Source organism: Rhizobium sp. SG570 (genome assembly GCF_012275345.1).
GTDB classification, from domain to species: domain Bacteria; phylum Pseudomonadota; class Alphaproteobacteria; order Rhizobiales; family Rhizobiaceae; genus Rhizobium; species Rhizobium lusitanum.
Genome location: NZ_JAAZQI010000023.1, coordinates 1 through 26,127, shown reverse-complemented (window position 1 = coordinate 26,127; position 26,127 = coordinate 1). Strand labels below are relative to the sequence as shown.

Genomic DNA, 26,127 nt, shown 5'->3' with positions numbered 1-26,127 from the left:
CCAAGGAAGGCTGCGCCCCGCCGGCCCGCGACCGGCAGGGCGGTTGTCTTCAGGCCGCCGGGAGTGGGTTGGCCAGCGATGCGTCATAGAAAGGATAGTCGGTGTAGCCGCGCTCGTCGAAGGCGTAGAATGTGCTGCGATCGTACGGGTTGAGCGGCAATCCGTTCTCGATGCGCTTCGGCAGATCGGGATTTGCGACGAAATGCCGACCGAAGGCGATCAGGTCGGCGACGCCGTTCGATACAGCGGCCTTAGCCGTGTCCGGATTGAAGCCGCCCGCGGCAATGACGGGGCCACGGAAAAGCTTGCCAAGCTCCTGCGCTGCGACCGGCGGCTGGCTCTCGGCGATCGTGTCGGCGCCTTTGACCCGTGGCTCGATGAGGTGAACATAGGCGATGCCAAGAGCGTCCAGCTGCTGGACGACATAGCCAAACAGAGCGTGCGGGTCGCTGTCGCCCATGCCATTGAAGCTGTTGTTCGGCGAAAGCCGCACGCCGACACGATCGGCGCGCCAGACCTCAACAAGCGTGCGGACGACCTCCAGGAGGAGGCGGATCCTGTTTTCGATCGATCCGCCATAACGGTCGGTACGCTTGTTTACGTTGTCCTGGAGGAACTGGTCGATCAGGTGGCCGTTGGCGGCCATGAGCTCGACGCCATCGAAACCTGCGCGCTTGGCGTTCTGAGCGGCCTGGCGATACTGTTCGACGATCGTCGATATCTCGTCGGTATTGAGCGCACGATGTGGAGATACCGGCTTGAAGCCGTCGGGGGCATCAATCACGTTGTTCGCATCGGCCCAATAGGCCGGATCGACCGACGCGGTCACAGGCTGCGATCCGGTGATCTCAATGTGGGATGTTCGACCGGCGTGCCAGAGCTGCGTGAAGAAGGTGCCACCCCTGTCATGGACCGCGTCGGTGATGCGCTTCCATCCAGCGACCTGTTCGTCGGAGTAAAGGCCTGGCGCGTGATAGTAGCCGCGCGCAGAGGATGCGATCGCCGTTGCCTCGGTGATGATCAGTCCGCCTTCCGATGTGCGCTGCGTGTAATATTCGAGCTGAAGATCGCTGGGAATACCAGTTCCCAGCTGCGCGCGCAGCCGGCTCAGCGGCGGCAGGACGATACGGTGTTGCAATATGTACGGGCCGATGTGAACGGGTGTGAAGAGCGTTCTAGCTGTGGACTCGGCGGAATGTTGCGGGCTCATCTTGTCTCCTTCATCTATCTATCGATAGGTCGTTAGGCGCCCGACAATATTCGCTGGCATTCGTCCTCGTCAAGGACTATCTATCGATAGAGAGACGCGCACCGATAATTTGTTCGAGGTGGACGCGTTCAGGGTCGATCGAGCGCCCGATAGACTCGAGAGGGCAGACGACGATGCAAATGTCCGAAAAACCCCAGTTGACCGCCGAGGCGGCGACCGAACTGCACAACCGCGTCGCAAAGCGCGTCGTTGCGGAAATCATCGAGGAGACCCGAGCGGCGGGCGGTTCCTACTCGGACTTGCTCGTCATCAGCGAGAGCGTGCTCGTCGGTGTCGTCGTGGAATGTTTCAGGCTCGGCCATGACAGCAAGGTGATCGACCTTGTTTTCACGGCGGCGAAGGCACGCCTCGCCAACGTCCGGCTCAAGGACGTGCGGGCGGAGGGAACCGGTTGATCGTCTCGCCTCTGCGCCTCGCCTCACCCAGCTTTCAGGACCTCCGCCCAGGCCACTGCGCGGGATGGCGGCATCGAGCTCGTTGCGAGATGGCCCTCCCGGGAGCTTGCGATGGCCCCTAAGAGCATGCCAACAGCGTCGCATGAGGGCAACAATGGGCATCGGGCGCTTCGGGGACGGGCATCACGGTCGAATGAGGCGGGAAGGTTCGAGCCATATCATCGTGAGAGTGTCGATGACGGGTGGTCGATCGCGGATGTCGACGAGACGGAGCGCGTCGATACCACCCTGACCGCCGAAAAAGCGAAGTCGATCATCTCCCGGAACGCCAGCCCGGACATCGGCTTCGATCGCTCGGTAAACCCGTATCGAGGCTGCGAGCATGGATGCATCTACTGCTTCGCCCGGCCGTCACACGCCTATCTCGGATTGTCGCCTGGCCTCGATTTCGAGACGAAGTTGTTTTTCAAGCCGCATGCGGCGACATTGCTGAGGAGCGAGCTCTCCAAGGCGGGTTATGTCCCAGATCGCGTGCAGCTCGGAGCAAACACGGACTGCTACCAGCCTGTCGAAAAGCGACTACGCATCACGCGCAGCGTCATCGAAGTGCTCGCGGACTTCCAGCATCCTCTCGGCATCACGACAAAAAATCACCTGGTCACGCGCGATATCGACTTGCTTGCTCCGATGGCCGAGCGGAATTTGAGCGTCGTCGTTATTTCGATTACGACGCTCGACCGTCAACTCGCCCGGGCGATGGAGCCCAGGGCATCGACGCCATCGCGGCGGCTCGATGCCATTCGCGCGCTCAGCGATGCCGGCATACCGGTCATCGTCAGCGTGGCGCCGATCATTCCGGGCCTTACCGACCATGAGATCGAGGCGATCCTCGAGGCTTCGGCCAACGCCGGCGCGCGATACGCACACTATTCGATGCTGCGACTGCCACATGAATTGAAGGATCTCTTCAAGGAGTGGCTCGCCGCGGAACGTCCCGAGCGCGCTGAGCGTGTCATGTCGCTGGTTCGCCAGATGCGCGGCGGCAAGGAAAACGACGCGCGCTTCGGCCACCGCATCGCGGGCGAGGGGCCTGTCGCGCAGATCCTTGTTGACCGTTTTCGGCTGGCGCGCCGGCGCTTCGCGCTCGATCGGAAAATCGCGCCGCTTCGCACCGATCTCTTCCGAATCCCGCCGAAGCCTGGCGACCAGCTAACGCTGCTATGAGCGACGCAAAAGTCGTCCCGGGCCGAAATTCTCGAACCGAATGTCCACTATCGTCACAGGAGAATATGTATGCCGGAAATCATCGTCCGCCCGCTCGCGCCAACTGACCACGCCGAATGGCAAAGGCTGTGGACTGCTTATCTGAGGTTCTACGAGGCCAGCCTGCCGGACGAGGTATTCGAGACGACGTGGCGTCGCCTTTTCAGCGAAGGCGAGTTCGAACCCAAGGGCTTCCTCGCCACGATCGAGACCAAGCCCGTCGGACTCGTCCACTACCTCTATCACCGCAGCTGCTGGTCGCTGAAGAACAACTGTTACCTTCAGGATCTCTTCGCCGATCCGGATGTCCGCGGCAAAGGCGTGGGCGCGGCGCTGATCAAGGCTGTCCAGACGGAAGCGCTCAAGGTCGGCGTCACCAACGTTTATTGGATGACGCGCGAGACCAACGCTACGGCTCGCCGCCTCTATGATCGTGTCGCTCGGCGCACGGGCTTCATCGAGTACGATCTTCAATAATCAGTGCGAACAGCGCTTACACAATCCCGTACGTTCTCGGAGCCGAATGACAAAATTGCATCCGGCGCCGCGGCGAAATGTTGAAGGTGTCGCGGTCATCGCCGTACGCGAAGGCGAGGTGGCCGGTCTAGTTTCGCGCCGCGGCCGAGAGCGCCTCCGCCAAACGGGCGACGTCTTGATGCTCGGTGCGCCACGATGACAGACTGATCCGAAGCGCGGGCCGGCCCTGCCAGACGGTCATTCCAAACCAGCCGGCGCCAGTATCGATGACACTTTGGCGGATTTGCGCGGTCTGCTCATCACTGCCATATCGCACCACCAGCTGATTGAGCACGACGCGGTTGAGAACGTCGAACCCGCTTTCACGGAGCCGATCGGCGAGCCACGCAGCTTCGTTGCAATGCCGGTCGACGAGCTGCGCGACACCCGCGCGACCGAGCGTCCGGAGCGCAGCCCAAATAGGAATGCCACGAGCGCGCCGCGAGAACTCGAGCGTCAGGTTCTTTTGGGCGTCGGCGGAGGCCGTAGCATAAACGGCGTCGGAATTCATGGCCTGCGCCAGTGCCTCCGCGTCGCGGCAGATGGCGACCGCTCCGTCATACGGCGTGTTCAGCCATTTGTGTCCGTCTGTGGTCCAGCTATCGGCACCCTCGACCCCCTCGGTGAGCGCTCGCCTCGACGAGGTACGCGCCCACAAACCGAATGCACCGTCGACGTGGACCCAGGCCTTCGCCTTTGTCGCCGCGTCGATCAGGACGGCCAAAGGATCGAACTCACCCGTGTTCACCTCTCCGGCTTGTACGCAAAGGATCGTCTTCTCATCGAGCGGGGGTAGGCGATCTGGATCGATCCGCCCATATTCGTCCACGGGCGCGGTGACCAGGTGTACGGATCCGAAGCCTAGTAACCGCAGAGCTTTCCGCACGGTGATATGGACGGTCTCGGACACGACAACCCTGATCTCAGGGGCGCCGAACAGCCCATCCCTTTCAATATTCCACCCTTGACGCGACAGCAGCGATCGCCGGGCTGCCGAAAGGCAACTGAGCGCGCAGGCCGTCGCGCTGGTCCCAAAACCGACAGCAGATTCTCGCGGCAGGTCGAGCGCTTCGAGAAGCCATTGACCGGCGATCTTCTCGATCGTCGCCGCGATCGGCGAGGTGTCGTACGTGGCAGCGCACTGGTCCCATGCCAGCATCAAGCGCTCGGCGGCGGCCGCTGCCGGCAAAGCCGCACCGATCACGAAGCCGAAATAGCGCGGGCCGTTCGAGGCCGTCGTCGCCGGCGAGCCATGGATGTCGAGCATTCCAAGCGTTTCGACCGCGTCGCGCCCTTCATCAGGAAGTGGTTCCGAAAAGGCGCTCAGGCCGGCACGCGCGGCCTGGTCCGGAAACGGTAAACGTTGCTCGATCCCTTCCAGGTAACTTCTTGCGCGACGATCCGCATCCGCCATCAATTCCAGTTCTGACATGTCGCTCCCTCTTGCCGGTCGGCCGATGACTGGGTGACCGATTTCCAGTGCCGCGCCGTCGAATTCACGAGGCGGGCCGGCGCACTCGCCGAATCACGTCTCTATCTTTCGATAGATAGTTACAACAGGCGTTAAGGCTTGGCGTCACGGTATGTCAACGCCTATTGGACGGCACCCAACCTTTCCCGATCGATACGACCTGAGCACCCAAGCTGAACAGCACTTGAGAAAGACTTGCGCTGACGCAGAACGCGATTGGGGCAGACCGAGCTCATCGTCTCGGCTGGGTGAACCATGCGATCACTGCAGCCAAGAAGCAAAGCGCCGCGCAGATGCAGGCGACCCATTGGAAGGCGCTCGTCGTGGCAGCGACCCGAGCCGCTTCGGTGATCGCGTCGAGCGCCGCGGCGGGACGCGCGCCAAACTCGCCGTTCGAGCCCGCGTCCGCAAACGAATGGACATAGACGGCGGAAACGACAGCGCCGAAAGCGGCGATTGCGATGAGACCGCCGGCGCGTGCGACTGCGTTGTTGATGCCGGAGGCCTGTCCGGAATCTTCATCCGGCGCGGCGGCCATCACCGCCGTGGAAAGCGGCGAGACGAGCGCCGCCATACCAAGCCCCATCACCGTCAGAATCGGGAGGGTCAGAGCCCAGAATTGGCCGAAGGGTAGGGTGGCGGCGATGCCGACGAAGGCGATACCGACAATGGCCGCACCTGCCGTCAGAGGCCAACGCGCACCGATCCGGTCCGCGAGGCGCCCCGCCATTCCGGAAAGGACCCCAATCGCTAACGCCAACGGGAGAAATAAGAGGCTCGCCTGCCATTCGGGTACGCCCCACGCGGAGATGACCGCCATCGGCAGGAAGAAGAGCAGAGCGTTGAGCGCGACGAAGACGAGCAACGTGTAGAGGTTCGCCCCGGCGAACGCGCGCGAGGCGAACAGCCGGAGCTTTACCAGGGGCGATTTTACCCGCCGTTCCCACAGAAGAAAGAGGCCAAACACCGCCGCCGCGCCGACAAGCGAGATCGACGCGGGACGCTCCGCGCCACCGGAAGACCCGATCGCTGTCAGTCCCCAGGCGAGCAAACCGAGTGCGGCCGTCGCCAGAACCGCGCCGACCAGGTCGAGCCCTCCTCGATCGCGCCGCGCATCGTCTGGCACGCGCTTGAGCAGGATGATCAGTGCCAGGGCGCCGATCGGGAGGTTTAACGCAAAGATCGATCGCCACGCCCAGCTCGTATCGAGCGACAGAACAAGGCCGCCGAGAAGCGGTCCGACAGCCGTGGTCAGCGAAGAGACTGAGGCCCAAAGTCCGATCGCGGCCCCGCGTTCTTCCGCAGGGTAAGCCTTGGCGATAACAGCCAGGCTGCCAGGGACCATGAAAGCCGCGCCGAAGCCCTGCGCGGCGCGCGTCAGGATGAGCCAGGGTGCGTCGGGAGACAGCGCGCACGCGATCGAGGCGACCACGAAAATCGCGATGCCGAAGGCGAATGCGTTGCGTGTACCGAAGATGTCGCCGGCCGCACCGCCAAGCAGCACCAGCGAGGAGAGGAGCAGCATGTAGCTGTTCGAGATCCACTGCGCATCCACGAGCGATGCGCCAAGGTCGACACGGATCGCTGGCGTTGCGAGCGACACGACGGTCATATCGATGGAGCCCATCGTCGATGCCAGGATCGCGGCGATGAGAACGAGCCACCGGCTCTCAGGCGCGCAGAACTGGTTCTGCTCGGCAATGGCGACAGCAGGGCCGACCACGGCGCGCCCGCCGGTCACGTGCGGCCGAAACGATTTGCCGGCCTTTTCAGCCCGAGGCGGTCCCGCAACGTCGCTCCGTTGTAATCGGTCTGCGCGAGACCGCGCCGTTGCAGCTCAGGAACCACCTCGGTACAGAATTGCGTGAGATCTTCGGGAAGCAGCGGGAACATCAGATTGAAACCGTCGGCCGCACCCGCGGTGAACCATTCCTCGAGCTGGTCTGCGACATCGGCCGGGGTGCCGATCACCGATGGAACCGCTCCAGCATTGATGAGGCGATGGGCGACCTCGCGGATGCTCAAGCCTTGCTCGGCGAAGGCCTTCATCCTTTCGAGATTGGAGCGTTGGCCGTCATAGCTCTCAAGATCGGGCAGTGGGGGCAGGGGGCCGTCGATCGGAAACGCCGACACGTCGACCCCGCACCAGCTCGAGACGAGATCGACCCCGATCCGCTCGGGAACGAGCGTCTGAAGGAATTCCTCCTTCTCGCGGGCTTCGCTGCGCGATGCGGCGACGACCGGATGGATTCCCGGCAGGATCTTCAGATCTGCGGGCGCGCGACCTGCTGCCGCCAGCCGGACGTCGAAGTCTGCGCGGTATTTCAGGCCCTCCTCGATAGACCGTATGACGGCGAAATGCACATCGGCGTGGCGTGCGGCCAAGGTCTTGCCGTCGTCCGACGATCCGGCCTGGACGATGACGGGGTGGCCCTGCGGCGGGCGCGGAACGTTCAGCGGACCGCGAACCTTCAGATATTTACCCGCGTGATTGATGCGGCGGATTCGCGTCACGTCGGCGAACAGGCCCGAGTCGCGATCGAGGAGGATCGCGTCGTCGTCGATGCTGTCCCACAGGGCCTTGACGACATCGAGGTATTCGCCGGCGCGCTCGTAGCGGTTGGCATGGTCGATGTTGCCGTCATGACCGAAATTCATCGCCTCTTCGGGCATCGACGACGTGACGACGTTCCAGCCGGCGCGCCCATGACTGAGGTGGTCGAGCGACGCGAACATGCGGGCAAGATTGTACGGCTCGGTATAGGAAGCCGATGCCGTCGCGAGAAGCCCGACCTGCGACGTCACCGCCGCAAGCGCCGAGAGCAGCGTGATCGGTTCGAGGCGCGGATTGGCGTAGTGCGCGATGTTGCTTTCGAAGGTGTCCCACATGCCGACGTGATCGGCGACGAAGATCGCGTCGAGCTTCGCTGCCTCGCTGGCCGCTGCCAGGGATTGAAAATAGGGAAGATCGTAGACCTCGCGCGAGGGGGCGCGGGGGTGCCGCCAGGAAATTCGGTGATCTCCTTGAGGATTGAAAAAGAAGGCACTCAAGATCATGCGTTTCATGCGGCCGCCAATCCTTTCCAAGCGGCCGGCCGGCCGCTTTCTTTGCGCTCTTTCTCTACCTCTCGATAGATAGTCCTTGCATTTTGTTAAAGCTCGGCGGTATCGTCTGTCAATATCTATCGGAAGGTAGGCGCGATTGATGAGGCTGCCCGACCATAAGGAAGGATAGACGATGCTAGTGATGAAGCCTGGATGCGAATGTTGCGATCGTGACCTCTCGCTGGAAAACGGCGAGGCATTGATTTGCACGTTCGAATGCACGTTCTGCCGCGATTGCGCGGACAACAAGCTGAACGGTATCTGCCCGAATTGCGGCGGGAATCTCGTCGAACGCCCGGTGCGCCCGGCGAAGATGCTGGAAAAATATCCGGCGGCGACGGAGCGGACCTTCAAACCCGCTGGTTGCGCGGCGGTCTGACATCGTCGCCGAGAGGCGACGGCGTCCCGCTCGGCACGACGGCCGCGCAAAGCGGCGTATTCACTTGGCGACCGGTTGACGAAGTCACGCGGACGGCGAGGACGCGATGATCGCCGATCCCGTGCGGCATTCAGCGGATTTTTATCGAAACGTGTGCCCGGTTAGGTCTTCGCTGAGGCGCCACAAGCGTGTTGCGAGGGCAGGATCCATCGCCCAAGGTCTGACTCCACGTGGCTCTCTGGAGTCTGCTGGCAACGGTTCGGCGATATTGCAATCCTCACAGTAGACGCCACCCATTCCATCGAGTTGCTCGCTCGTGGCGCACCAGATGCTTGTTGCAGCACCCTGCTCTGGCGTTTTCAGATTGTTTGCCGGGGGGAGGATCGGCTCACCATCGTCGTCAATGGCGCCGGCGGCGCGGAGCTCTGCGACAGACATATGCCGCAGAAGATCGGTCAGAATTGCACCCGGATGAACGGAAAACGCGCGGACACCATGCGGCTTGCCAATCTCGTCCAGCTTGAGGGCGAAGAGCGCATTGGCGGTCTTCGATTGGCCATAGGCGAGCCAGCGGTCGTACTCGCGGCGCTCGAAGTTCCAGTCATCGAAATCGACGCCGCCGCGCATATGCCCCCGCGAGGAAAGCGCTACGACGCGAGCCCCGCTCGCATTGCGCAGGGCCGGCCACAACCGTGCAGCCAGCTGGAAGTGACCGAGATGATTGGTGGCGAACTGGGACTCGTAGCCACGCGCGTTCCGAACGAGCGGTGGCGCCATGACGCCCGCGTTGTTGATGAGAATATGGACGGGCTGGCCGGTTTGCAGAAAGCGATCGGCGAAGGCGTCGACCGACGCGGGATCTGCCAAGTCGAGCATATCTTGTATGAGGCTTGGGAATGGCCGTAGCGCCTCACGAGCCTTCGCCTGATCGCGTGCAGGCACAATGACCCTGGCCCCGGCGAGCGCGAGCGCGCGGGCCGTAACAAGTCCGATGCCGGAGTAGCCACCGGTCACGATCGCGACCTTTCCGGTCAGGTCAACGTTTTCAATAACGCCGTCGGCTGTCGTCGATGCGCTAAAGCCAGATGTGATGCGTGCTTGAGGGGTGCTCATGCGGGGTCTCCACTTGCAATGTTTCGCTGTGTCCCCCGCAAGCCGCTGCTTGGCGGGACGTCGGAATTTGGCGGGCCGAGCTGTCGTCGGTGCTTGCGCCGCCTTGGCTATGCTGCCGAGAACTCGGATGAGCTCTGCGGGCTGTTCCGGCCCGTCTCGGCGAAGGAAGGGGGACGGCGTCTGATCAGAGAAACGGGATGGGAGATTCCCGCTGTTCCTTCGGCGTGCGATCGTCGACAAACCATTTCAGGCAGAGCCACGGCCTTTCATCGAGGTATTGCGCCGCCTCCCTCGCTGCCTCATCGCCGTATTCGCTCCGGACGTATTCTATCCAATCGGCCCTCCAGGCCTCGACGTCTGCGCGCAACGTGTCGTAATTCGGTCGCGGCCGGATCTCGCTCTGCGGTGTCGTCGGTTCTGCTTCAGTCGAAGCGTTCTGCATCATCCCTCCTGAATCGGCCTTGCAGCTGCCGGCTTCTCACACCGGACATCACCGCCGGTCCTGGCCTCCGCCTCCGCGGAGAATTCCAAAATGAGCTCTGCGAGCCTCTCCGGCTCGTCTTCAGGCGAGAAGTGTCCTGCGTGCATGATCCGCAAGAGCCGCCCTTTTTCGAGCGCGGCAGCCAGCCTTTCCCCGTACAAGACCGGCTGAAAGACGTCCTGATCGCCCCAGAGGACAAGCGTTGGAAGCTTCAGTGCTTCAACTTCCGCCATCCGGGCGGCGAGCTCGTCGGTGCGCAAGGCGCGCGCCGCCCTCAGGTAGGCGCGCCGCCCCTCGACGCCGGCGAACGGCGTCTCGTACATCGCGATCAATTCCGGCGTGATGCGATCGGCATGAGCCATTCCGGCTTCGAAGCTTTTCCGAAGGCCCTTTTTCAGATCGAAATCTGGCGCTGCGAGAATGGTATCCCAGACGGGGTCTTTGAGCCGCGCGAGTGGCCCGACGGGAAAAGAATCGTAGGCGATCGTGTCAACGAGCACCAGGCGATCCAGCAGAGACGGGCGGTCGACGGCGATGAGCTGCGCGATCCCGCCGCCGATATCGTGGCCGACGAGTGCGCCATCGTGCCAGCCGATTGCCTCGAGCAGCGCTCCGATCAGCCTTGCCTGCGCAGCGATGCCGAGATCGGTCTCGTCAGGCTGATCCGATTGCCCATAACCAAGGAGGTCGATTGTGATGACTTCACATCCACGCGCCGCAAGGAAGGGGACGACGTGGCGCCAGAGGAGCCGCGAGGTCGGGATCCCGTGGAGAAGCACGACAGGATAACCCTTGCCCACCTGCGAGAAGGCGATCCGCTTTCCCTCGATCTGTAAGGAATTGGTGACTTCCAGCTCGGCACCCATGGCCTCGCCCCTTCATCCGGCTCAGAAAAAAAAAGAGAGCCGGAACAGAGACCGGCACGACGCCAATCTCCACTCCGGCCGACGTTATGCGGTGCGCGAGACCGGGGCCTCCTCTATCGCGACAGCCGCCTTCCTTGAGCCAAAGCGCTGGATCATGACGTAAAAGGCCGGCGTGAAGAGAAGGCCGAAGATCGTCACCCCGAGCATTCCGAAGAAGACCGCGGTTCCGAGCGATTGGCGCATCTCGGCACCGGCGCCGGTCGCGGTCGCGAGCGGCAGGACACCCAGAATGAAGGCGAAGGATGTCATCAGGATCGGCCGGAGGCGCGTTTTTGCTGCGCCGACCGCTGCCTGTTCGGGCGTCTCGCCCCTGTGCTCTTCCTGCCGAGCAAACTCGACGATCAGGATTGCGTTCTTTGCTGCGAGACCGACCAGCACGACAAACCCGATTTGCGCGAGGATGTCGATCGGCATGCCACGCAGCTGCAGGCCGGCGGCTGCCGTGAGAAGGCACATCGGCAGGATGAGCACGATCGACAGCGGCGTTTTCCAGCTTTCGTACTGTGCGGCCAGCACGAGGAAGACGAACAAGGCGGCGGCTGCGAAGACGAGGATCGTCGGCGTGCCCTGCTGCTTCTCCTGATGGGAGAGCTCGGTCCATTCGAACCCGACCCCCTCCGGAAGCACTTGCTTTGCCAGTTCTTCCATTCGTGTCATTGCCGTGCCGGAGGAGATGCCCGCTCCAGCCGCGCCCATGATCTCGGCCGCGGGATAGAGGTTGTGGCGGGGGACGCGGTAAGGTGAGGTCTCGTTGCGGAAGGTCGCGACCGAACCGATCGGCACCATTTCACCGGCGGCATTGCGGGCCTTCAGACGCGCAACGTCGTCCGGCGCCCCGCGGAATTGTCCATCGGCCTGCGCGATCACCTGGAAGGTGCGGCCGAGGTAGTTGAAGTCGTTGACATACTGCGAACCGATATAGAGCTGCAGCGTCGAGAACACGTCGGTCGGCGTCAGACCGACTTTCTCGGCCTTCAACCGGTCGATGTCGGCAAACAGGGACGGCGAGCCCGCGTTGTAGAGGGTAAAGACGCCCGCGAAGGCCGGGTCCTTGTTGGCCGCGGCGACGAGATCGTTCGCGGCTTTGGCAAGCGCCTGGGGTCCCAGTCCGCCGCGATCTTCAAGCATCAGCTTGAAGCCACCAGCCGAGCCGAGGCCCTGAACGGGCGGCGGCATGACCGCGATGACGTAGGCATCCTTCACGACGGAGACCTTCTCGCGAAGGATCTTGAGCATCGCTGCAGCATTCACGCCCGGAATGTTCTTTCCGTAGAGCGAAGGCAGCGCGACGAAGATGGTGCCGGCATTGGGCGCGACGGTGTTGGTGGTGACGTCGAAACCGGTTACCGGCGACGTGTGCTCCATGCCCTTGATATTGAGGGCAATGTCGTTCACCTGACGAACCACTTCATCAGTGCGGGCAAGGCTTGAGCCAGGCGGAAGCTGGATGACCACGACCAGGTATCCGATGTCCTGCTCGGGGATGAAGCCCGTTGGCATGCGCGACATCTGGAAGCCGGTGACACCGATCAGGGCGACATAGACGATGCCGATGATCGCGGTGACGCGGACAAACCGCGCCGTCATCTTGCCGTAAGAGGACGACAGCCACTCAAAACCATGGTTGAAGCGTCCGAAAACGGCATGCAGGATTCGTCCGAGACCACGCGGCTTGGCGTGTTCGCCGGTCGGATGCGGCTTGAGCAAGACGGCGCACAAAGCGGGGCTCAGGGTCAGCGAGACAAAGCACGAGATCACGGTCGAGGCCGAGATCGTAATTGCGAACTGCTTGAAGAACAGACCGCCGATCCCCGAAATGAAGGCTGCCGGAACGAAGACCGCGCAGAGTGTCAGGGCGATCGCGATCAGCGCTGTGGAAACGTCGGTCATGGTCTGGTGCGCGGCTTCGCGCGGCGACATGCCCGCCTGCATGTTGCGCTCGACATTCTCGACCACCACGATCGCATCGTCGACCACGATGCCGACCGCAAGGACGAGGCCGAACAGCGACAGGTTGTTGATCGAAACTCCGAACATCGCGAGGATCGTGAAGGTGCCGACGAGCGAAATCGGGATCGCCAGGACGGGGATGATCGTCGCCCGCCAGTTTTGAAGGAAGACAAACACCACGATTACGACGAGGACGATTGCTTCGAAGATCGTGTGCACGACTTCATCGATCGACTGGCTGACGAACGTCGTCGGGTCATAAATGTTGATATAGTCGAGGCCGGGCGGGAAGCTTTTCTTCAGTTCTTCCATCTTGTCCCAGACGGCTTTCTCGACCTGGACGACGTTAGCGCCAGGCTGCGCGATCACCCAGAACGGCGACGAGTCATAGCGGTCGGCATAGGCTTTCGAGCCGTAATCGGCGGCGCCGAGCTCGACGCGTGCGATGTCGCGGATCCGTGTCACGCGTCCCTGCGAGTCGGACTTGACGATGACGTCGCCGAACTGTTCGGGCGTCGTCAGACGGCCGAGCGCCTCGACGCTGATCTGATAGGCTCCCGGGTTCGGCACAGGCGGCGCGTTCAGGGTTCCGGCCGAAACCTGGGCGTTCTGGGCACGAAGCGCGCTCAAGATCTCATTGGCGGTGATGTTCGACGCAGCGGCCTTGTCCGGATCGACCCAGATCCGCATGGCGTACTGGCGCTCTCCCAGGTTCCAGAGGTCGGCGACGCCCGGCAGGCGGGAAATTTCGTCTTTGACGTGAAGGATGAAGTAGTTCGAGATGTATTCGGCGCTGCGCGAGCCGTCGGGCGAATAGGGATGCACGCCGAGCAGAAGCGCCGGGATGGTCTTCTTGACCTGAACACCCTGCAACTGCACTTCCTGGGGAAGGCGCGACAGCGTGTCCTGGACCCGGTTTCGGGTCAGCATCAAGGCGGTGTTCGGATCGGTGCCGACCTTGAAGATTACGGTAATGGTCAAGAGACCATTCCCTGTCGATTGGCTGGTGATGTAGTCCATGCTCTCGACGCCGTTGACCGCCTGCTCAAGCGGCGTGGCAACGGTGCGTGCAACGGTTTCCCCGGAGGCGCCGGGATATGCCGTCGTGATCTGGACCGTCGGCGGAACGATGTTGGGATATTGCGCGACCGGGAGCGATGTCAGCATCGCCAGACCGATCAGCACGAAGAAAATGTTGATCACCGTTGCGAAGCGGGGATGATCGATGAAGAAATGCGCGAGCTTCATGGTTTCGACTCAGCCTAGTTTTTGAATAGACGCGGCTTGAGCGGGTTCAACCACGGGCGACACCGCGTGAATTTCAAACCGTAACTATCTATCGATAGATTGCTGGACAATTAGAGGGACGGGCGGAGGCGTGTCAATCCTCTATCTACCGATAGAGCCGTGCTTCCTCGTGCTTTTCCTCTCATTCAACCTTCGAGACGGAGGAGCGCACCAACGTTCATCCGTCTTGGAGGGGCTCGGAACGAGACCGAGACTGTCTTTGCCGATGCAGCCCTATATCGGCTGCACAGCGGCCTCATTCGGTGGCAGTCTTGTTCATGGCGACTTTGGCAGATTCGACCTGAGGGTCGACGACCGAGCCCGGACGCGCCATCGGAATGCCACCTACGATGACCTTGTCGGTGGCCGTCAGGCCAGAGCGGACAACACGCAGGCCGTTGCGCAGGTCACCGAGCTCGACCGGCTTCGGAACGACCACGTTCTTGTCGCCGACCGTCAGGACGATATGCGACGACTGATCGGCTAGGACGGAGGCATCAGGCACGAGGAGCGCCGGAGCCGGAGCGGTCAGGCCAAGGCGAACGCGAGCAAACTGTCCGGGTGCCAGGAAGAGATCGGGATTCTTGAACGTCGCGCGGGCGTGGATCGTACCGCTCGAGCGGTTGACCGCGTTGTCGAGGAAATTCAGTGAGCCCTGAAGGCCATATTCGGTTTCATCGCTCAGCGATGCTTCGACCTTGTTGTCGAGCGAGCCGCTCTGCTTCTGGCGCTGCCGCTGGAACGTCAGGTAATCCTGCTCGCTCATATCGAAGTCGAGATAGATCGGGTCGAGCGAGACGAGCGTTGCAAGCAAGGTCGTCGGGCTGGCCGCAGCGCGACTGCCGGCTATCAGGCCACCATTTGAGACCTGCCGAGCACCGATGCGGCCGGTGAAGGGCGCCGTCACCTTCGTATATTCAAGATCAAGCTGAGCGTTGCGGATCTGTGACTGTGCGTCGTCGATCGCGGCCTGCGCGGCCTGCTGCTCGGAAACGCGCTGATCGAGGATTTCCCTGGTCGAATTGCCCGTCTTGAGGAGCGCCTGCACCCGATCCAGCTGGTTCGTTGCGAGGTTATACCGCGCTTTGGCGGTTTCGAGCGCCGCATTGGCCTGGGCGAGCTTGATCTCGTACGGGCGGGGATCGATGACGAAGAGAAGATCGCCCTTATGGACGATCTGACCGTCCTCGAAATGGATTTCGGAGAGCGTACCGCCAACCTGGGCGCGCAGCTCAACCTTGTTGACGGCCGAGAACTGGCCAATCGCTCCAAGGCGCGTATCGACATCGCGCTGCACCGGGTTGCTGATGGTGACCGCCGGAAGCGGCGCGGCAGGCGCAACCGAAGCCTGCGAGGACTCCTGGCTGAAGTAGGCAAAGCCGCCCACGCCGCCAGCGACGATCGCGGTGAAGAGGGGGAGCTGCCAGCGCAAGCCCTTGTGGCTACGTGCTTTATTGGAAACGGTGGTATCGACCGGGGATCTCATAACAAAGTCGCTCATGACGGGTCTTCCTTCTGGTTTGAGAGATATTTCGAAAGGGTCTTTATTTTTGGAGTAACTGCTCCTATAATCACCAATATGGCGAAAGCCAAAACACGTCAAGCGAATTTTGGAGTGAAAGTACCAAAAATGTTAGAGACACAAAAACGCGGCCGCGGTCGGCCGTCCACATTCGACCGTTCATCGGTGTTGCGCGAGGCAATGAAGCTGTTTTGGGAGAATGGCTACGAGGGTACGACCTTCGAGGAGCTCATCTCCAAGATGAGCATCAGCCCGTCGACGTTTTATAACTCGTTCGGCAGCAAGGAGCGCCTTTACCGCGAGGCGACCGAGAACTTCATGGATTCCGCCCAGACGTGGATCCAGGGCGCGTTGTCGGAAGACGGAGCGACGACGCGGCAAGCCTTTACCCACCTCCTGGAAGCGGCCGCCGAACAGTTCACGCGCGAGGACTTGCCACGCGGCTGTATGGTTTCGCTGTCGGGCACGCACCAGGCGCCCGATCTCACGCCAATCCGTGACATGATGGTCGGGTATCGCGCGGCTTCTGAGGTCTACCTCGCCGATCGAATCCGAAAGGGGATCAAGGAGGGCGATATGCCCGACACCGTCGACGCCGACGGACTTGCCGCGTTGATTCACGCCATCATTCGCGGAATGGCCGTTCAGGCCCGCGATGGCGCAAGCCGCGAAAAACTTGAGACCATCGCCCGGATCGCGATGGAGTCCTGGCCTGAAACAAGCAAGTTGGCGGCCTGACATGATCTCCGAGTTGGATCGCGCGCGGCGGACGTCGCGTGCGGCGTTCGCCCAGCCTGTGCGCCGAGAATCGAAGGCGTTTCAGGATTGATCGTCCGAGAGACGAAGAATGACGGTCCTGCCTATCAAGAGGGACGGGAGCGGCCGTGCGACATGGCGAGGGCCGTCCTTTCCAAGCCGGGATCGGCGCTGGCAGCCCTGATACCCAGCCCGACTGGTGCTGCCGCTAGGCGTTTGGCACACACGGCGGTGCGGTGCGTCCTGAGCCAAACAGGTAGGCGCCGATCGCAGCGAGCTGAATAACAACCGACGCGACGAAAATGACCTCGTCCGACCAAAGCTCGCGGAAGAGACCGAACACGGCCGGCGCAATCGCGTAAGCGCCTTGGGAAATGGCGACGATCAAGGCCACGGCCCGCGCAGCATCTTCCTTTGAAAATTCGAGATTGGCGATGACCGGCGGAACGGAGATGGCGTTGCCGACACCGAGGCCGAAGAGTACGACGCCGAGGACGAGAAGGGCAGGGCTGCTTCCATCTGCGAGGAGCAGCACGCCGCATCCGAGCGCCTGTGCGATTAGGCTGTACGAAGCGATGGCGCGCCAGTTCGAGGTGCCCGATGCACGCCAGCCGACGGCAAGACGGCCAGCGACTGCAGCAACACCGGACGCGCCGGCTGCGAGCCCTGCGCCTTGCCTTCCGAGCGCCGGCGCCAGCACCGAGACGAGGTGTGCGACGAGCCCGGTTTGCGCGAACAGGGCCAAGGTCATTCCGATGCAAAGTGTGAGAAAAGCGCGATCGTAGAAGAGGCGACGGGGACGGGGTACCGACGCAGTGACCTGCTCCCCAGACGCGCCGACGGTAGAAACAGAAGCGATCGGCGGAGCGCCGTCAGGCTCCTGGTGGAGGCTTTCCGGTGTTCGCGTCAGCACGAAGATTGCCAGCATGCCAAGCGTGACGAGCATTACCACGCAGACCACGAGTGCGGCGGCCGGGAAGCCGATCGTATCGATCAGGGCGACCCAGAACGGTGAGAAGATCACGCCTCCGACGCTGCCGCCATTGAACGCGACACCCAGCGCCAGGGGGCGTTTGGCGGCAAACCACGGTGAGACGATGGCATTAACGGCAACTGCGCCGAGAGCGGACCATCCGATGCCCGATAGGAACGCGGCTGCGTAGAGCTGCCATGGCGTGTTGGCGACGGCCCAGCCGAGGACTCCCGCCGCCATGACCACGCCGCTGGTGAAGGTGACGATCGGCAGCCCGAAGCGCCGATAGAGCCGCGGCATGTTCGGGATGAGCGCGAGGCCGACAAGGAAATGCAGAGTGACGGCGCCTGAAATGACCGCGATCGGCCAGCCGCGCGACTGGTGCACGACCTCAAGATAGACTGGTGGGCCGTAAAAGCCGGTGCCCCAGCCGAATACCGCAACAGTAAAAGCTGCGACGACAACCTTCCAGCCGAAGAAGCGGGGTTCGGCGCTGGTCGTGTCGATCACGTCCTCCACCGGTGCGTTGGTCACGTTGGGGTTGTGATTGGCCACGACGATATCTCCTACGCGCGTTTAGCCACGCGTCTGGGGCCGCCCGAGCGGCCCCAGACCAGCGCGTCAGTAGACGGTGTTGCCGTTCTTGGAGGTGGCAGGGACGGGAGCGAAGACGTCCCAATGTTCGACGAGCTTGCCGTTCTCGACGCGGAACATGTCGATGCCGACATCGCCGTTCTCGCTGACCAGGCCGGTCCAGTATGCGTGGACCGCGACCAGGTCTCCGTCGGCCAGAACGTGCCGGATATCGCCTTTGGCGTTGGGGAAGGCGGTCAGGAAGCCGTTGATGAAGGCCCGCAACCCCTCGACGCCGTCGTCGGCGGCGGCGGTGTGCTGAATGTAGGTATCGCCGACATAGCGGGCGATCGCACCGTCGACGTCACCGTCGAAATGCGCTTCCTTGTAGAAGGCCAGGACCGTCTTCTTGTTTTGCTCGGTAAGGCTCTCAGTTGTCATGGTGTTATTCCAATCGTGCGTTGCCGCCGGCGCTGGCCGTTGCGGATGAATTCTTGGTGGAGAGAGGCGAAGGCAGCACCCGACTACCGGCACAAGGGCTCGGCTCGTGGCTGACGTTGCGTTCTATTCAGCACGCGGCGCAGTGCGAGGGGGAATTGCAATGCGCCGCGTGAAGAACGCCCCCCGGTGTTGCGACGGGAGACGTTTGGCGCAGTCCGCGGCCGCTATTCGGTGACGGGCGGGATCTGCGCGTCGAACTTGTTCTGCTGGACGATGTAGATTTCGCACGCCTGCTTGGAGACGCACGACGTCGTATGAGCCTGCTTGCCACGCTGATACCAGTACGACCCCGGTCCAAGCTTCTGCGGCTTCTGCCCCGGCTGATAGTTTTCCAGCTGCCCTTTAATGACGACTGCATAATAGTCGTAGGTGTGGCTGTGAAGCTTGCTTACAAAACCCGGATCGAACCGGAAGAAGGCGCCGTGAGCACCCTTGGTCGCATCTCCCCAGACGTTGGAGAACTTGATGCCGGTCTTGGGATTAACACCCCTCGCACCTGTGTCATTAAACGAGAACTCGCTGGCCGGCTTGGTGACGGATTCGCCGCCGTAGGCCGGAGGATACGATGAGTCCTGCGCCTGTGCGGCGGTCGCGAATGCGAGCGCTGCCAAAGCGGCGACCGTGACGAACTTTTTCATGGTATTTCTCCTGGGGGTTTGTGCTGGCAATGACAGTCCGGTGTCAGGCCGCCTTCGCGAGGGCGTCGATGAACTTCGCGGCAAGTTCGTGGTCCGACATCGGGTTCTGGGCGGTGATCAGCTCGCGATCGACAACGACGAACGAGGTGAAGTTGTCGGCGTTGACGACCTCGGCGCCGGCCGCCTCGAGGGCGTCGGGCATGTTGAAGATCAGCTTCTTGTGGAAGACGTTATCTTCGGCATATTCCTCTTCGCTGCGCGAGAAGACGGTCATCCGATAGCCGGCATACTGCCAGCCCTTGCCCAGTTCACGCGCCTTCACCTCGTTGCCCTCGATCAAAGCCGCGCGGAATTCGCGCGCCTTGTCGAGCGCCGCCAGGACGCTGATCGGGCCGTGGCAGATCGCGGCGGTCGGCTTTTTGGCGCCGTGGAAGTAGCGCAGCACTTCACCGGCGTCAGGATCTTGCATGACATCGACGATGGGTGCGTGACCGCCAGGGAAGAACACACCGGCGAACCGTTCGAGCCCAGCATCGATCACAGAGCGGATCGTGCGGACGTCGTTCATCGACGGATTATTGTTGAAGAAGTCGCGAGCCTTTGTCCGGGCGGCGTCGTCCTGGGCGAAGTAGATCAGTGCATCGGAATCTTTGTCCATATGCGGCTTCTCGCCAGTCGGGGTGGCGAGGACGAAATCGTAGCCGGCGGCGACGAGCGCCATCAGCGGAACGGCGGTTTCGTTGAGGAATTGGCCGATCGTGATCGTGCCGCCGCCTTTTGCTTCAAGCTCGGTTGCGTTCGAACCGATGACGAGGATGGTACCCTTGCTCATTTGAATCTCCAGTGGTCGAAAAGTTGGTGGTGCTTGTTTGCGGGTGGTGCTGAATGGGCGCGCAACTCAGGTCTCAGGAGCGCGCCAAATCAGATCTTGTGTGTTCTGCTGAGGCCTGCGGGCGCCGTGCCAGATTTCAGGCTTTCGCCTTGGCGGCTTCGGCCATGCGGCGGACGGTCTCTTCGGTGGTCCACACCGCGCCGGCCATGAACCGCCAATTGATCATGGCGGCGTCGAGGCCCGAGCCTTCCTCGTTCGCAGCGGCGGCGACGGCATCGCGCACCATCACGGTTTCGAAGCCGTCACGGATGAGGTTGCGCATGTGGTCTTCGAGGCAGAGATTGGCGACCGGTCCCGCCATGATGACCGTCTCGATCTTTCGGCGGCGCAGCAGGTAGGCGAGGTCGTTGGTCGGCGCATAGGTGACGTGGCGCGAGACGATGGTGGTGTTCTCGTCTTCCATATAGGCACGGAAGCGGTCGGGGACGTCGGCGCCGCCGCCGGGTACGTCGTGGGTATGAAGCGGGCTCTCGCGAGCGACCACGCCGCCATGAAGTGCGAGATCTTCCATGGGGCTGAGCTGCGTCTTGCCCTTGTGATCGTGCGGGAAGAAGTAATGCGGCGACATGAATACCGGATAGCCGTGTTCCTTGGCGGCCTTCAACAAGGTCTCAAGGTTGGCATTCACGTTGTTCTTCTTCATCAACTCCTCGATCATGACGAAGTATTTGCCGCCGTCCGTGAGGAAGTCGTTCTGGATATCGACGAGCACGAGCGCGGTCCGGTCACCGCTGATCTCCATGTTGACCTTGTGTTCGAACAGCATTTGAAAGCTCCTTGAAATTTCGGGCGCGTCTGCGCGGTGTCGGTCCTCTGGATAGGTTTCGCTACCTATCGATAGATAGCTAGTGGAGGCGCATTGCTGAGTCAAGCTCTATCTATCGATAGACCCGTTCCAGGTAAACGCTGGTGAAACGCGATGGATGTTTGAGGACATTGAGTCGCAGGGGCGCAGTTCAAATATCGATGGACAACCAAATAGTTATCGGCACGCGGTGAGGGACATTTGGAGAAACTCATCTCGAGGCCCAAGGGATGCGACGCGAGCCCCAGGAGCTTCCTTGTGCAGAAAGAGCGCCCCGCTCCTTCACAACGTGCAAGGGATTTTCTATCTACCGATCGATAGTCGAATGAGTTGAGACTGTTGTCGATCGGGCGCGACGGCGGAAATTTCGGTGCGCGACCCCGCGTAGAGGGAATTCAAACTCGATGAGCACGACCGTCATGAAAGTCTATCATCTGGCGGAGGCGTCCAATCTTCCGTCCATACTTGAGCACGGCTTGTTAAGTACCAGGCGCCTATTCGACCTGGCCCGCATTTCAGAAAAGGAGCGACCCGAGCGGCTTCGGAGCCATCGAAAAGAAAATGAGCAGCTATCGCAATCGATCCTGATCAGGGATCAGAAGCCGATGCCTCCGTCCGCTCTCGAGAAGGCACTCGAAGATGGTCTGACACCAGGCGACTGGTATGCGCTTCTAAACGATTTCGTTTTCTTCTGGTTCGATGAAAGCCGGATGGAGCGGCAGCGCCACGCATGTGGTGACCGCCCGCAGGTTCTGCTGACGTTCGACGCATCTACGCTGCTCGAAAAGTTTGGCCCTGACGCTTTTGTGTCCCCCATAAACAGCGGCAATGCCCGTCGGAAACCGGCTCGACGTGGACTGAATACGTTGATGCCATACGGCACGTGGCTCGCGAACGGATGGCCGTCCGGAACGCGACATCGCCCGCCGGCCGAGCTCCTGTTCCGAAGCACGATTCCAGTCCAAGCACCTTACCTCGTGGAAATGCGCTGCTTGTAGGCTTGAGTAGATGCTTGCGTCGGCGCAGCATCACCGATTGCTGCGCATCTCTGTGCGTGGTCAGGCGCGTGTGACATCGGCATAATATTGCGGGCTCTCGCGTCGGTCGAACATGCCGTAGTCGCGCACGACGCGCACGATGCGATGCCTGACTGAGCCAATGCTCGCGAGAGAGCTGATGTTGAACGCCTCTGCAGACCCTCGGTCACGCCAAGAAGTGAGGAGCGCCAATTTACCCACGTTGTAGATGCTGGCGAAGATATCATGATCGAGCAATCCGGGGCGGTATCGATCGAGCGTCAAAATGTCCGCTAGGTCTTCGGGGACAGGGTCGCCGCCGGGCGAGATTTCGGTGAGTGCGGCGAACTTGGCGTCGCCAATCTCCGTCTCATCCAATCGCTGCTCGACGAGCTTCAATCCTTCTGGAGGCGTTGAGTCGGACACGATCTCGCCCACCCGAAGATGATAGTCATTGAAAACCTCGTCGCGGCCGCGCTGCTGCGTTTCATGATGCTTTGCGACCGTCCGCCATCGCACGACGGACTTCTCGTCGCGCCACGTCGAATGCGAGAGGATCCAGCCCGGCCTGGACTTGCTCTCAAACCGTTCGTTGTCGATGAAACCTTCTATGCCTTCGAGGATCGGCTTCAGATCTTTGGCAAGCGCAAGATAGAGCTCGAATTCACTCGGTTTAGGATTGACCTCGAAGATGACAGAGAACATTTCTCTCGACCCATTTGCGCTGAGCTTCAGTTGGGAACAGACATCGCTGTGCCGACGGATCGCGCTCGGCCATTCGGTGATCGGACAGAAGCGCTGGCTATTCGAATGCCGATCGAGAATCTTAGCACAGTGTCCTATCGATAGATAGATTAAAGTTGTTGTTTTTTTAATCGCAAACCCCTACCTATCGAGAGATAGTCAAGGGAGCAGACCTTATGAGTGATCTCGCTGCCGCCATCATGGACGCCGCGGAGCGGCGGATGCGGAGAGGCGGCTTCAACGGTTTCAGTTTTCGCGAGATCGCCGCCGACGTTGGCGTGAAGAGCTCGAGTGTGCATTACCACTTCCCAACCAAGGCAGGCCTCGCTGCAGCGGTAATCAAACGCTACACTACCGAGAGCGCGGAGATGTTCGAGCGCGAACTCGCCAAAGAAGACAATCCAGTCAAAGTATGGGTGAGGGCGTTTCGCGGGACGCTGCACTCCCCGGACCGGATGTGCCCGTGCGCCGTCCTTGGTGCGTCGTCGGAAGACTTGCCTCCGGAGGTAGCGGCAGAGGTAAAGCGCTTCTTCAAAATGTGTCAGGAAAAGATTGTTGAGCACGGGCTATCGCCGGATGAGGCAACGCAATTGCTTTCAACAATCACGGGCGCGCTGGTGGTTGCTAACGCGGTTAACGACTTCAGCGTCTACGACAACGCAACGCGCGAATTCTCCAGGAACAGGAAACCTGCCCCAGTGAAGGCGGCAGCGGGGCGCGCCAAGTAAGCTTGTCGATCTATTCAGACGCGGAACCTTGCGGAACCGTAACCCGAATGTTTTGCGCTGCATCAGCGCGCCGGAATACATTTTTTCGCTGGCCAATCGCATCAAACTGATCTATCTATCGATAGAGAGGAAAATATTGTGATTGGAATGGCTGAACGTCTGATGGATTTGGCAGAAGCGCGTATTCGCGATAAGGGCTATGCAGGATTTAGTTTCCGCGATCTTGCAGGCGAAGCCGGTATCAAGAGCGCAAGCGTCCATCACCACTTTCCTACGAAGGCGAAATTAGCTTCGGCTGTGGCTCACCGCTACGCGAAGCGATTCCTCGCGGCTGTTGAAGCAAAGCCTGGCGAGAGCCCTGAGGATGCGATCAGCACATATCGTGCGGCAGTCAGAAAGACGATCGAGCACGACGGGCGCATGTGCCTTTGCGGCATTCTCGGCGCAGAGGCCGGTGCTCTGGCTCCCGAAGTGAAGGCTGAAGTGCAGTCATTCTTCCATCGCTGCATCGAAGATCTGGCGGCCCGCGTCGGAGGTGCCGACGCGATAGCGCGGGCTCACCACATTATTGCCGCGCTCGAAGGCGCGATGATTCTCGCCCGCGCCTATGGCGATATTGGAGCCTTCGACCAGGCGACGTCCGCGTTGACCCCGTCGACAACGCAGCAGACCTCATGAACCCGCAAGCCTTCATACTTCCCCGAGCAACGCTTAGCTGTGTGTCACGCGGCGCTGGATGAGATCTCCTCACGATAATCGGCATCACGCGCACGGCGGTCTCGAAACACCTTCAATCAGCGCGCGATAAGCTGGGTGGCGTGTACAGCAGTCACGATGTCAAAGTGAGAAAGGTCGGGTCAATGAGTTACATTGTTGTGGCGCGCTGGGTCGCAAGAAAAGAGCATCAGGGCGAAATCGAGCGCATTCTGCGGGAGTTTGTGCCGCGCTGCCTGGCTGAGCCTGGCTGCCGAAGCTTTTTAGCGCACCAATCTGTCGAAAAGCCCAACGAGTTTTTATTGTATGAGCACTATAGCGAGGAGAAGGATTTTGTCGATCACCAGGCAACGTCGCATTTCAAAGAACTGGTCCTTCAACGCGCGGTACCGCTGCTCGAGAGCAGAGAACGTGTGCCATACGAGATCTTAGCTTGACGGATGCTGAGAGAGCTCGCGCGTATCGCTGTTGAGAGGCGGCGCTGGATTGGCCACCGTTTGGATCTGGGATTAAGCGAATTTTCGTAGCTACATCTAATCGCACAGTTCCATAATTACTATTACGTGCGATTCACTAAGTCATTAAAATGTAAGACATTTATCCGTACTGCTGGTGCTGTTTGCTACCCACATCTCGGCAAAACTTGGTGCACTTGGATTAGGTTCTCCAAAAACCTTACCCAGCGAGCGGAAGCACGTATCTGGTCACCACAGCCGCACCATCCTCAAGAGATATTTCAATGACCTCATTGACCAGATTGTCCGTGGCCGCCAGTTCATCGACTATAGCGCTGAACAGCTCGCGCTGCCTTGCAGGAAGGACCTGCGGCACGATTATGATAAGGCCGGCGTGCAATTCTTCCTTCGCGTAGAGCTTCCGAAAATCCCGTGCGTTATTGGTCACAAACGTGAAATCGCCCTCAACGATGCGAGGCATAAGATCCCAGTCAGTTTCGCCGCTCAGTCCCAGCCAGTTCACATGGGAACACTCGTGGCCAAGATCTTGCGCGAGGGCCACGAGTGACGTGTGAAGGCATTCATCAATCAAGAATTTCAAGAAGAGACGCCCGACGATTTTGGCTTCGGATCCCCTTTGAGCGAAAGGCGCTTCGTCGATTTTACTGTCAATCCCTGGTCCGAAAGTTTCTTGGGCCGCCCACGTGAAGGATGGGCGGCGGTCCAAATCTCGGCGAGTTCCACCATATGTGAGGTAATGGAAGGATAGCCCTCAAGGATCTCCTCGGTCGTAGCCCCTTGCTCTTTCATCGAGGCAATCATGCGGACCGGTACGCGCGTTCCTATGAATACGGGATCACCGCCGACTATACCTTTGACGCTCTGTATGATGGTTTCGGCTTCCCTAAGGGCGTCCGCGCGAGCGGAAAGCTGCTCCCTCGCCCTTGCGACGTCGACGATCAGATAATCGTCCGCTCTCACGGTCGGCGCCATCGGATTGTCCTTGATGGCTTGGAACAGTCGTTTGCGGCGTTCGGCGCTAAGGATTGAGCCAACTCCATACCACAGCTTCAGACGAAGAAGATCATCATCGGTCAACGCACGCCCACGATGGCTCGCAAGCTTGCTATCTATAATCCGCTTATCGATAGCGTTATGCACCGATTTGAGCCCGACCTGACTCACCGCAGCCGCCTCGGCAGGCGTATATTCTCGAAGGGTGGCACTCATAATCATTCTCCTTGTGGAGAACATATAATGTGCTTAGGCATGATTGTAAAGATTATAGTGATCCCTCTGCCTCGCCGTCCTCACCTAGGGCACGCAGAGAGGCGAGGCACCCGGTCGGACTTTTGGATAAGTTTCATGATATTCTCCTTCTGTGGATGATCCTCTACACGGGCTTTTCGCAAACTTTTTTGATGGCCCCATAACGTAGAAATTTCCTCCTGCGGGTTTTGAATTTGACGGATGTTTTCGGAAATGGAGGCGACCTCGGCGCACGAATGACCGGTCAACAGCGTTGGTGCATCGGTCGCTGAAAGAACGGATTTCTGTCGTTGATGCTCTGGCTACGCGGTGACGGTTTTGCAGCGGACGGATTTCGGGCGTGCGCATGCCAGCATTCGATTGAGGACGGCACAGCCTATGGAGA

26 protein-coding genes are annotated in these 26,127 nt (G+C 60.7%); 9 read left to right on the top strand and 17 right to left on the bottom strand.

Annotated features, from left to right (window positions below; translation table 11 throughout):
* Positions 1–49: 49 nt before the first annotated feature.
* A complete protein-coding gene (locus FHT28_RS30895; protein ID WP_168598302.1) occupies positions 50–1,210 on the bottom strand; it encodes an alkene reductase in 1,161 nt (386 codons plus the stop codon).
* Between the two features lie 179 nt (positions 1,211–1,389).
* Between FHT28_RS30895 and FHT28_RS30890 the strand changes: the two genes are divergently transcribed.
* The 3 genes from FHT28_RS30890 to FHT28_RS30880 all read left to right on the top strand — a co-directional run bounded on the left by FHT28_RS30890 (position 1,390) and on the right by FHT28_RS30880 (position 3,405).
* Positions 1,390–1,665 carry a hypothetical protein gene (locus FHT28_RS30890; RefSeq protein WP_131512355.1) on the top strand — a complete coding sequence of 92 codons (276 nt, stop codon included), beginning with the start codon at positions 1,390–1,392 and terminating at the stop codon, positions 1,663–1,665.
* 111 nt (positions 1,666–1,776) lie between these two features.
* Entirely contained in the window at positions 1,777–2,889 is a 1,113-nt protein-coding gene (locus FHT28_RS30885) for a PA0069 family radical SAM protein (RefSeq protein ID WP_210255927.1), read from the top strand.
* Between the two features lie 69 nt (positions 2,890–2,958).
* Positions 2,959–3,405 carry a GNAT family N-acetyltransferase gene (locus tag FHT28_RS30880; RefSeq protein WP_168598301.1) on the top strand — a complete coding sequence of 149 codons (447 nt, stop codon included), beginning with the start codon at positions 2,959–2,961 and terminating at the stop codon, positions 3,403–3,405.
* Between the two features lie 127 nt (positions 3,406–3,532).
* On the opposite strand, the gene FHT28_RS30875 is transcribed toward FHT28_RS30880, so the two are convergent.
* The 3 genes from FHT28_RS30875 to FHT28_RS30865 form a co-directional block, all read right to left on the bottom strand.
* Positions 3,533–4,876: an aminotransferase class V-fold PLP-dependent enzyme gene (locus FHT28_RS30875; RefSeq protein ID WP_168598300.1), complete on the bottom strand. Its 1,344-nt coding sequence runs from the start codon at positions 4,874–4,876 to the stop codon at positions 3,533–3,535.
* A 271-nt stretch (positions 4,877–5,147) separates the two neighbouring features.
* A complete protein-coding gene (locus FHT28_RS30870) occupies positions 5,148–6,638 on the bottom strand; it encodes an MFS transporter (RefSeq protein WP_348645045.1) in 1,491 nt (496 codons plus the stop codon).
* A gap of 14 nt (positions 6,639–6,652) precedes the next feature.
* Positions 6,653–7,981, bottom strand: coding sequence for an LLM class flavin-dependent oxidoreductase (locus FHT28_RS30865; RefSeq protein ID WP_168598299.1), 1,329 nt, complete (start codon positions 7,979–7,981; stop codon positions 6,653–6,655).
* A 172-nt stretch (positions 7,982–8,153) separates the two neighbouring features.
* On the opposite strand from FHT28_RS30865, the gene FHT28_RS30860 reads away from it, so the two are divergent.
* A complete protein-coding gene (locus FHT28_RS30860; RefSeq protein ID WP_168598298.1) occupies positions 8,154–8,399 on the top strand; it encodes a DUF1272 domain-containing protein in 246 nt (81 codons plus the stop codon).
* Positions 8,400–8,540: 141 nt separating this feature from the next.
* Here FHT28_RS30860 and FHT28_RS30855 read toward each other — a convergent pair whose 3' ends face one another.
* The 5 genes from FHT28_RS30855 to FHT28_RS30835 all read right to left on the bottom strand — a co-directional run bounded on the left by FHT28_RS30855 (position 8,541) and on the right by FHT28_RS30835 (position 15,657).
* Positions 8,541–9,512 carry an oxidoreductase gene (locus FHT28_RS30855; RefSeq protein WP_168598297.1) on the bottom strand — a complete coding sequence of 324 codons (972 nt, stop codon included), beginning with the start codon at positions 9,510–9,512 and terminating at the stop codon, positions 8,541–8,543.
* 184 nt (positions 9,513–9,696) lie between these two features.
* On the bottom strand, positions 9,697–9,954 hold the full coding sequence (locus FHT28_RS30850) for a hypothetical protein (RefSeq protein WP_168598296.1): 258 nt from the start codon (positions 9,952–9,954) through the stop codon (positions 9,697–9,699).
* Positions 9,954–10,859 carry an alpha/beta hydrolase gene (locus FHT28_RS30845; protein ID WP_168598295.1) on the bottom strand — a complete coding sequence of 302 codons (906 nt, stop codon included), beginning with the start codon at positions 10,857–10,859 and terminating at the stop codon, positions 9,954–9,956. Before FHT28_RS30845 ends, FHT28_RS30850 begins: the two co-directional genes overlap by 1 nt.
* Before the next feature lie 84 nt (positions 10,860–10,943).
* A complete protein-coding gene (locus FHT28_RS30840; RefSeq protein ID WP_168598294.1) occupies positions 10,944–14,117 on the bottom strand; it encodes a multidrug efflux RND transporter permease subunit in 3,174 nt (1,057 codons plus the stop codon).
* Between the two features lie 295 nt (positions 14,118–14,412).
* Positions 14,413–15,657, bottom strand: a complete 1,245-nt coding sequence (locus tag FHT28_RS30835) for an efflux RND transporter periplasmic adaptor subunit (protein ID WP_168598293.1) — start codon at positions 15,655–15,657, stop codon at positions 14,413–14,415.
* 78 nt (positions 15,658–15,735) lie between these two features.
* On the opposite strand from FHT28_RS30835, the gene FHT28_RS30830 reads away from it, so the two are divergent.
* A complete protein-coding gene (locus FHT28_RS30830; protein ID WP_210255926.1) occupies positions 15,736–16,416 on the top strand; it encodes a TetR/AcrR family transcriptional regulator in 681 nt (226 codons plus the stop codon).
* Between the two features lie 226 nt (positions 16,417–16,642).
* Here the strand turns inward: FHT28_RS30830 and FHT28_RS30825 are convergent, their stop codons facing one another.
* From FHT28_RS30825 to FHT28_RS30805, 5 genes are all read right to left on the bottom strand, one after another.
* A complete protein-coding gene (locus FHT28_RS30825; RefSeq protein ID WP_348645044.1) occupies positions 16,643–17,962 on the bottom strand; it encodes an MFS transporter in 1,320 nt (439 codons plus the stop codon).
* Positions 17,963–18,028: 66 nt separating this feature from the next.
* The gene (locus tag FHT28_RS30820) at positions 18,029–18,421 is read right to left on the bottom strand and encodes an ester cyclase (protein ID WP_168598292.1); all 393 of its coding nucleotides are present in this window, start codon (positions 18,419–18,421) and stop codon (positions 18,029–18,031) included.
* 224 nt (positions 18,422–18,645) lie between these two features.
* Positions 18,646–19,119, bottom strand: coding sequence for a cupin domain-containing protein (locus tag FHT28_RS30815; RefSeq protein WP_168598291.1), 474 nt, complete (start codon positions 19,117–19,119; stop codon positions 18,646–18,648).
* 43 nt (positions 19,120–19,162) lie between these two features.
* Positions 19,163–19,951 (bottom strand): type 1 glutamine amidotransferase domain-containing protein, encoded by a 789-nt coding sequence (locus tag FHT28_RS30810; RefSeq protein WP_092720058.1) that lies wholly within the window; start codon positions 19,949–19,951, stop codon positions 19,163–19,165.
* Between the two features lie 136 nt (positions 19,952–20,087).
* Positions 20,088–20,777 carry an isochorismatase family cysteine hydrolase gene (locus FHT28_RS30805; protein ID WP_092720060.1) on the bottom strand — a complete coding sequence of 230 codons (690 nt, stop codon included), beginning with the start codon at positions 20,775–20,777 and terminating at the stop codon, positions 20,088–20,090.
* 443 nt (positions 20,778–21,220) lie between these two features.
* Here FHT28_RS30805 and FHT28_RS30800 point away from each other — a divergent pair, with 443 nt between their 5' ends.
* Positions 21,221–21,814, top strand: a complete 594-nt coding sequence (locus FHT28_RS30800; RefSeq protein ID WP_168598290.1) for a hypothetical protein — start codon at positions 21,221–21,223, stop codon at positions 21,812–21,814.
* A 60-nt stretch (positions 21,815–21,874) separates the two neighbouring features.
* On the opposite strand, the gene FHT28_RS30795 is transcribed toward FHT28_RS30800, so the two are convergent.
* Entirely contained in the window at positions 21,875–22,537 is a 663-nt protein-coding gene (locus FHT28_RS30795) for an antibiotic biosynthesis monooxygenase (protein ID WP_168598289.1), read from the bottom strand.
* A gap of 215 nt (positions 22,538–22,752) precedes the next feature.
* Here FHT28_RS30795 and FHT28_RS30790 point away from each other — a divergent pair, with 215 nt between their 5' ends.
* From FHT28_RS30790 to FHT28_RS30780, 3 genes are all read left to right on the top strand, one after another.
* Positions 22,753–23,304, top strand: a complete 552-nt coding sequence (locus tag FHT28_RS30790; protein WP_246704999.1) for a TetR/AcrR family transcriptional regulator — start codon at positions 22,753–22,755, stop codon at positions 23,302–23,304.
* Between the two features lie 147 nt (positions 23,305–23,451).
* Entirely contained in the window at positions 23,452–23,982 is a 531-nt protein-coding gene (locus FHT28_RS30785) for a TetR/AcrR family transcriptional regulator (protein ID WP_246704998.1), read from the top strand.
* 182 nt (positions 23,983–24,164) lie between these two features.
* Positions 24,165–24,455: an antibiotic biosynthesis monooxygenase family protein gene (locus FHT28_RS30780; RefSeq protein ID WP_168598288.1), complete on the top strand. Its 291-nt coding sequence runs from the start codon at positions 24,165–24,167 to the stop codon at positions 24,453–24,455.
* Positions 24,456–24,693: 238 nt separating this feature from the next.
* Here FHT28_RS30780 and FHT28_RS30775 read toward each other — a convergent pair whose 3' ends face one another.
* Entirely contained in the window at positions 24,694–25,074 is a 381-nt protein-coding gene (locus FHT28_RS30775) for a DUF5615 family PIN-like protein (protein ID WP_168598287.1), read from the bottom strand.
* The gene (locus FHT28_RS30770; RefSeq protein ID WP_168598338.1) at positions 25,071–25,703 is read right to left on the bottom strand and encodes a DUF433 domain-containing protein; all 633 of its coding nucleotides are present in this window, start codon (positions 25,701–25,703) and stop codon (positions 25,071–25,073) included. Before FHT28_RS30770 ends, FHT28_RS30775 begins: the two co-directional genes overlap by 4 nt.
* Between the last annotated feature and the right edge of the window lie 424 nt (positions 25,704–26,127).

What these genes read in the sequence shown, in the direction of transcription:
- FHT28_RS30895 (WP_168598302.1), bottom strand. Translation starts at nt 1,210, where the DNA reads ATGAGCCCGCAACATTCCGCCGAGTCCACAGCTAGAACGCTCTTCACA.
- FHT28_RS30890 (WP_131512355.1), top strand. Translation starts at nt 1,390, where the DNA reads ATGTCCGAAAAACCCCAGTTGACCGCCGAGGCGGCGACCGAACTGCAC.
- FHT28_RS30885 (WP_210255927.1), top strand. Translation starts at nt 1,777, where the DNA reads ATGGCCCCTAAGAGCATGCCAACAGCGTCGCATGAGGGCAACAATGGG.
- FHT28_RS30880 (WP_168598301.1), top strand. Translation starts at nt 2,959, where the DNA reads ATGCCGGAAATCATCGTCCGCCCGCTCGCGCCAACTGACCACGCCGAA.
- FHT28_RS30875 (WP_168598300.1), bottom strand. Translation starts at nt 4,876, where the DNA reads ATGTCAGAACTGGAATTGATGGCGGATGCGGATCGTCGCGCAAGAAGT.
- FHT28_RS30865 (WP_168598299.1), bottom strand. Translation starts at nt 7,981, where the DNA reads ATGAAACGCATGATCTTGAGTGCCTTCTTTTTCAATCCTCAAGGAGAT.
- FHT28_RS30860 (WP_168598298.1), top strand. Translation starts at nt 8,154, where the DNA reads ATGCTAGTGATGAAGCCTGGATGCGAATGTTGCGATCGTGACCTCTCG.
- FHT28_RS30855 (WP_168598297.1), bottom strand. Translation starts at nt 9,512, where the DNA reads ATGAGCACCCCTCAAGCACGCATCACATCTGGCTTTAGCGCATCGACG.
- FHT28_RS30850 (WP_168598296.1), bottom strand. Translation starts at nt 9,954, where the DNA reads ATGCAGAACGCTTCGACTGAAGCAGAACCGACGACACCGCAGAGCGAG.
- FHT28_RS30845 (WP_168598295.1), bottom strand. Translation starts at nt 10,859, where the DNA reads ATGGGTGCCGAGCTGGAAGTCACCAATTCCTTACAGATCGAGGGAAAG.
- FHT28_RS30840 (WP_168598294.1), bottom strand. Translation starts at nt 14,117, where the DNA reads ATGAAGCTCGCGCATTTCTTCATCGATCATCCCCGCTTCGCAACGGTG.
- FHT28_RS30835 (WP_168598293.1), bottom strand. Translation starts at nt 15,657, where the DNA reads ATGAGCGACTTTGTTATGAGATCCCCGGTCGATACCACCGTTTCCAAT.
- FHT28_RS30830 (WP_210255926.1), top strand. Translation starts at nt 15,736, where the DNA reads ATGGCGAAAGCCAAAACACGTCAAGCGAATTTTGGAGTGAAAGTACCA.
- FHT28_RS30820 (WP_168598292.1), bottom strand. Translation starts at nt 18,421, where the DNA reads ATGACAACTGAGAGCCTTACCGAGCAAAACAAGAAGACGGTCCTGGCC.
- FHT28_RS30815 (WP_168598291.1), bottom strand. Translation starts at nt 19,119, where the DNA reads ATGAAAAAGTTCGTCACGGTCGCCGCTTTGGCAGCGCTCGCATTCGCG.
- FHT28_RS30810 (WP_092720058.1), bottom strand. Translation starts at nt 19,951, where the DNA reads ATGAGCAAGGGTACCATCCTCGTCATCGGTTCGAACGCAACCGAGCTT.
- FHT28_RS30805 (WP_092720060.1), bottom strand. Translation starts at nt 20,777, where the DNA reads ATGCTGTTCGAACACAAGGTCAACATGGAGATCAGCGGTGACCGGACC.
- FHT28_RS30800 (WP_168598290.1), top strand. Translation starts at nt 21,221, where the DNA reads ATGAGCACGACCGTCATGAAAGTCTATCATCTGGCGGAGGCGTCCAAT.
- FHT28_RS30795 (WP_168598289.1), bottom strand. Translation starts at nt 22,537, where the DNA reads ATGTTCTCTGTCATCTTCGAGGTCAATCCTAAACCGAGTGAATTCGAG.
- FHT28_RS30790 (WP_246704999.1), top strand. Translation starts at nt 22,753, where the DNA reads ATGAGTGATCTCGCTGCCGCCATCATGGACGCCGCGGAGCGGCGGATG.
- FHT28_RS30785 (WP_246704998.1), top strand. Translation starts at nt 23,452, where the DNA reads ATGGCTGAACGTCTGATGGATTTGGCAGAAGCGCGTATTCGCGATAAG.
- FHT28_RS30780 (WP_168598288.1), top strand. Translation starts at nt 24,165, where the DNA reads ATGAGTTACATTGTTGTGGCGCGCTGGGTCGCAAGAAAAGAGCATCAG.
- FHT28_RS30770 (WP_168598338.1), bottom strand. Translation starts at nt 25,703, where the DNA reads ATGAGTGCCACCCTTCGAGAATATACGCCTGCCGAGGCGGCTGCGGTG.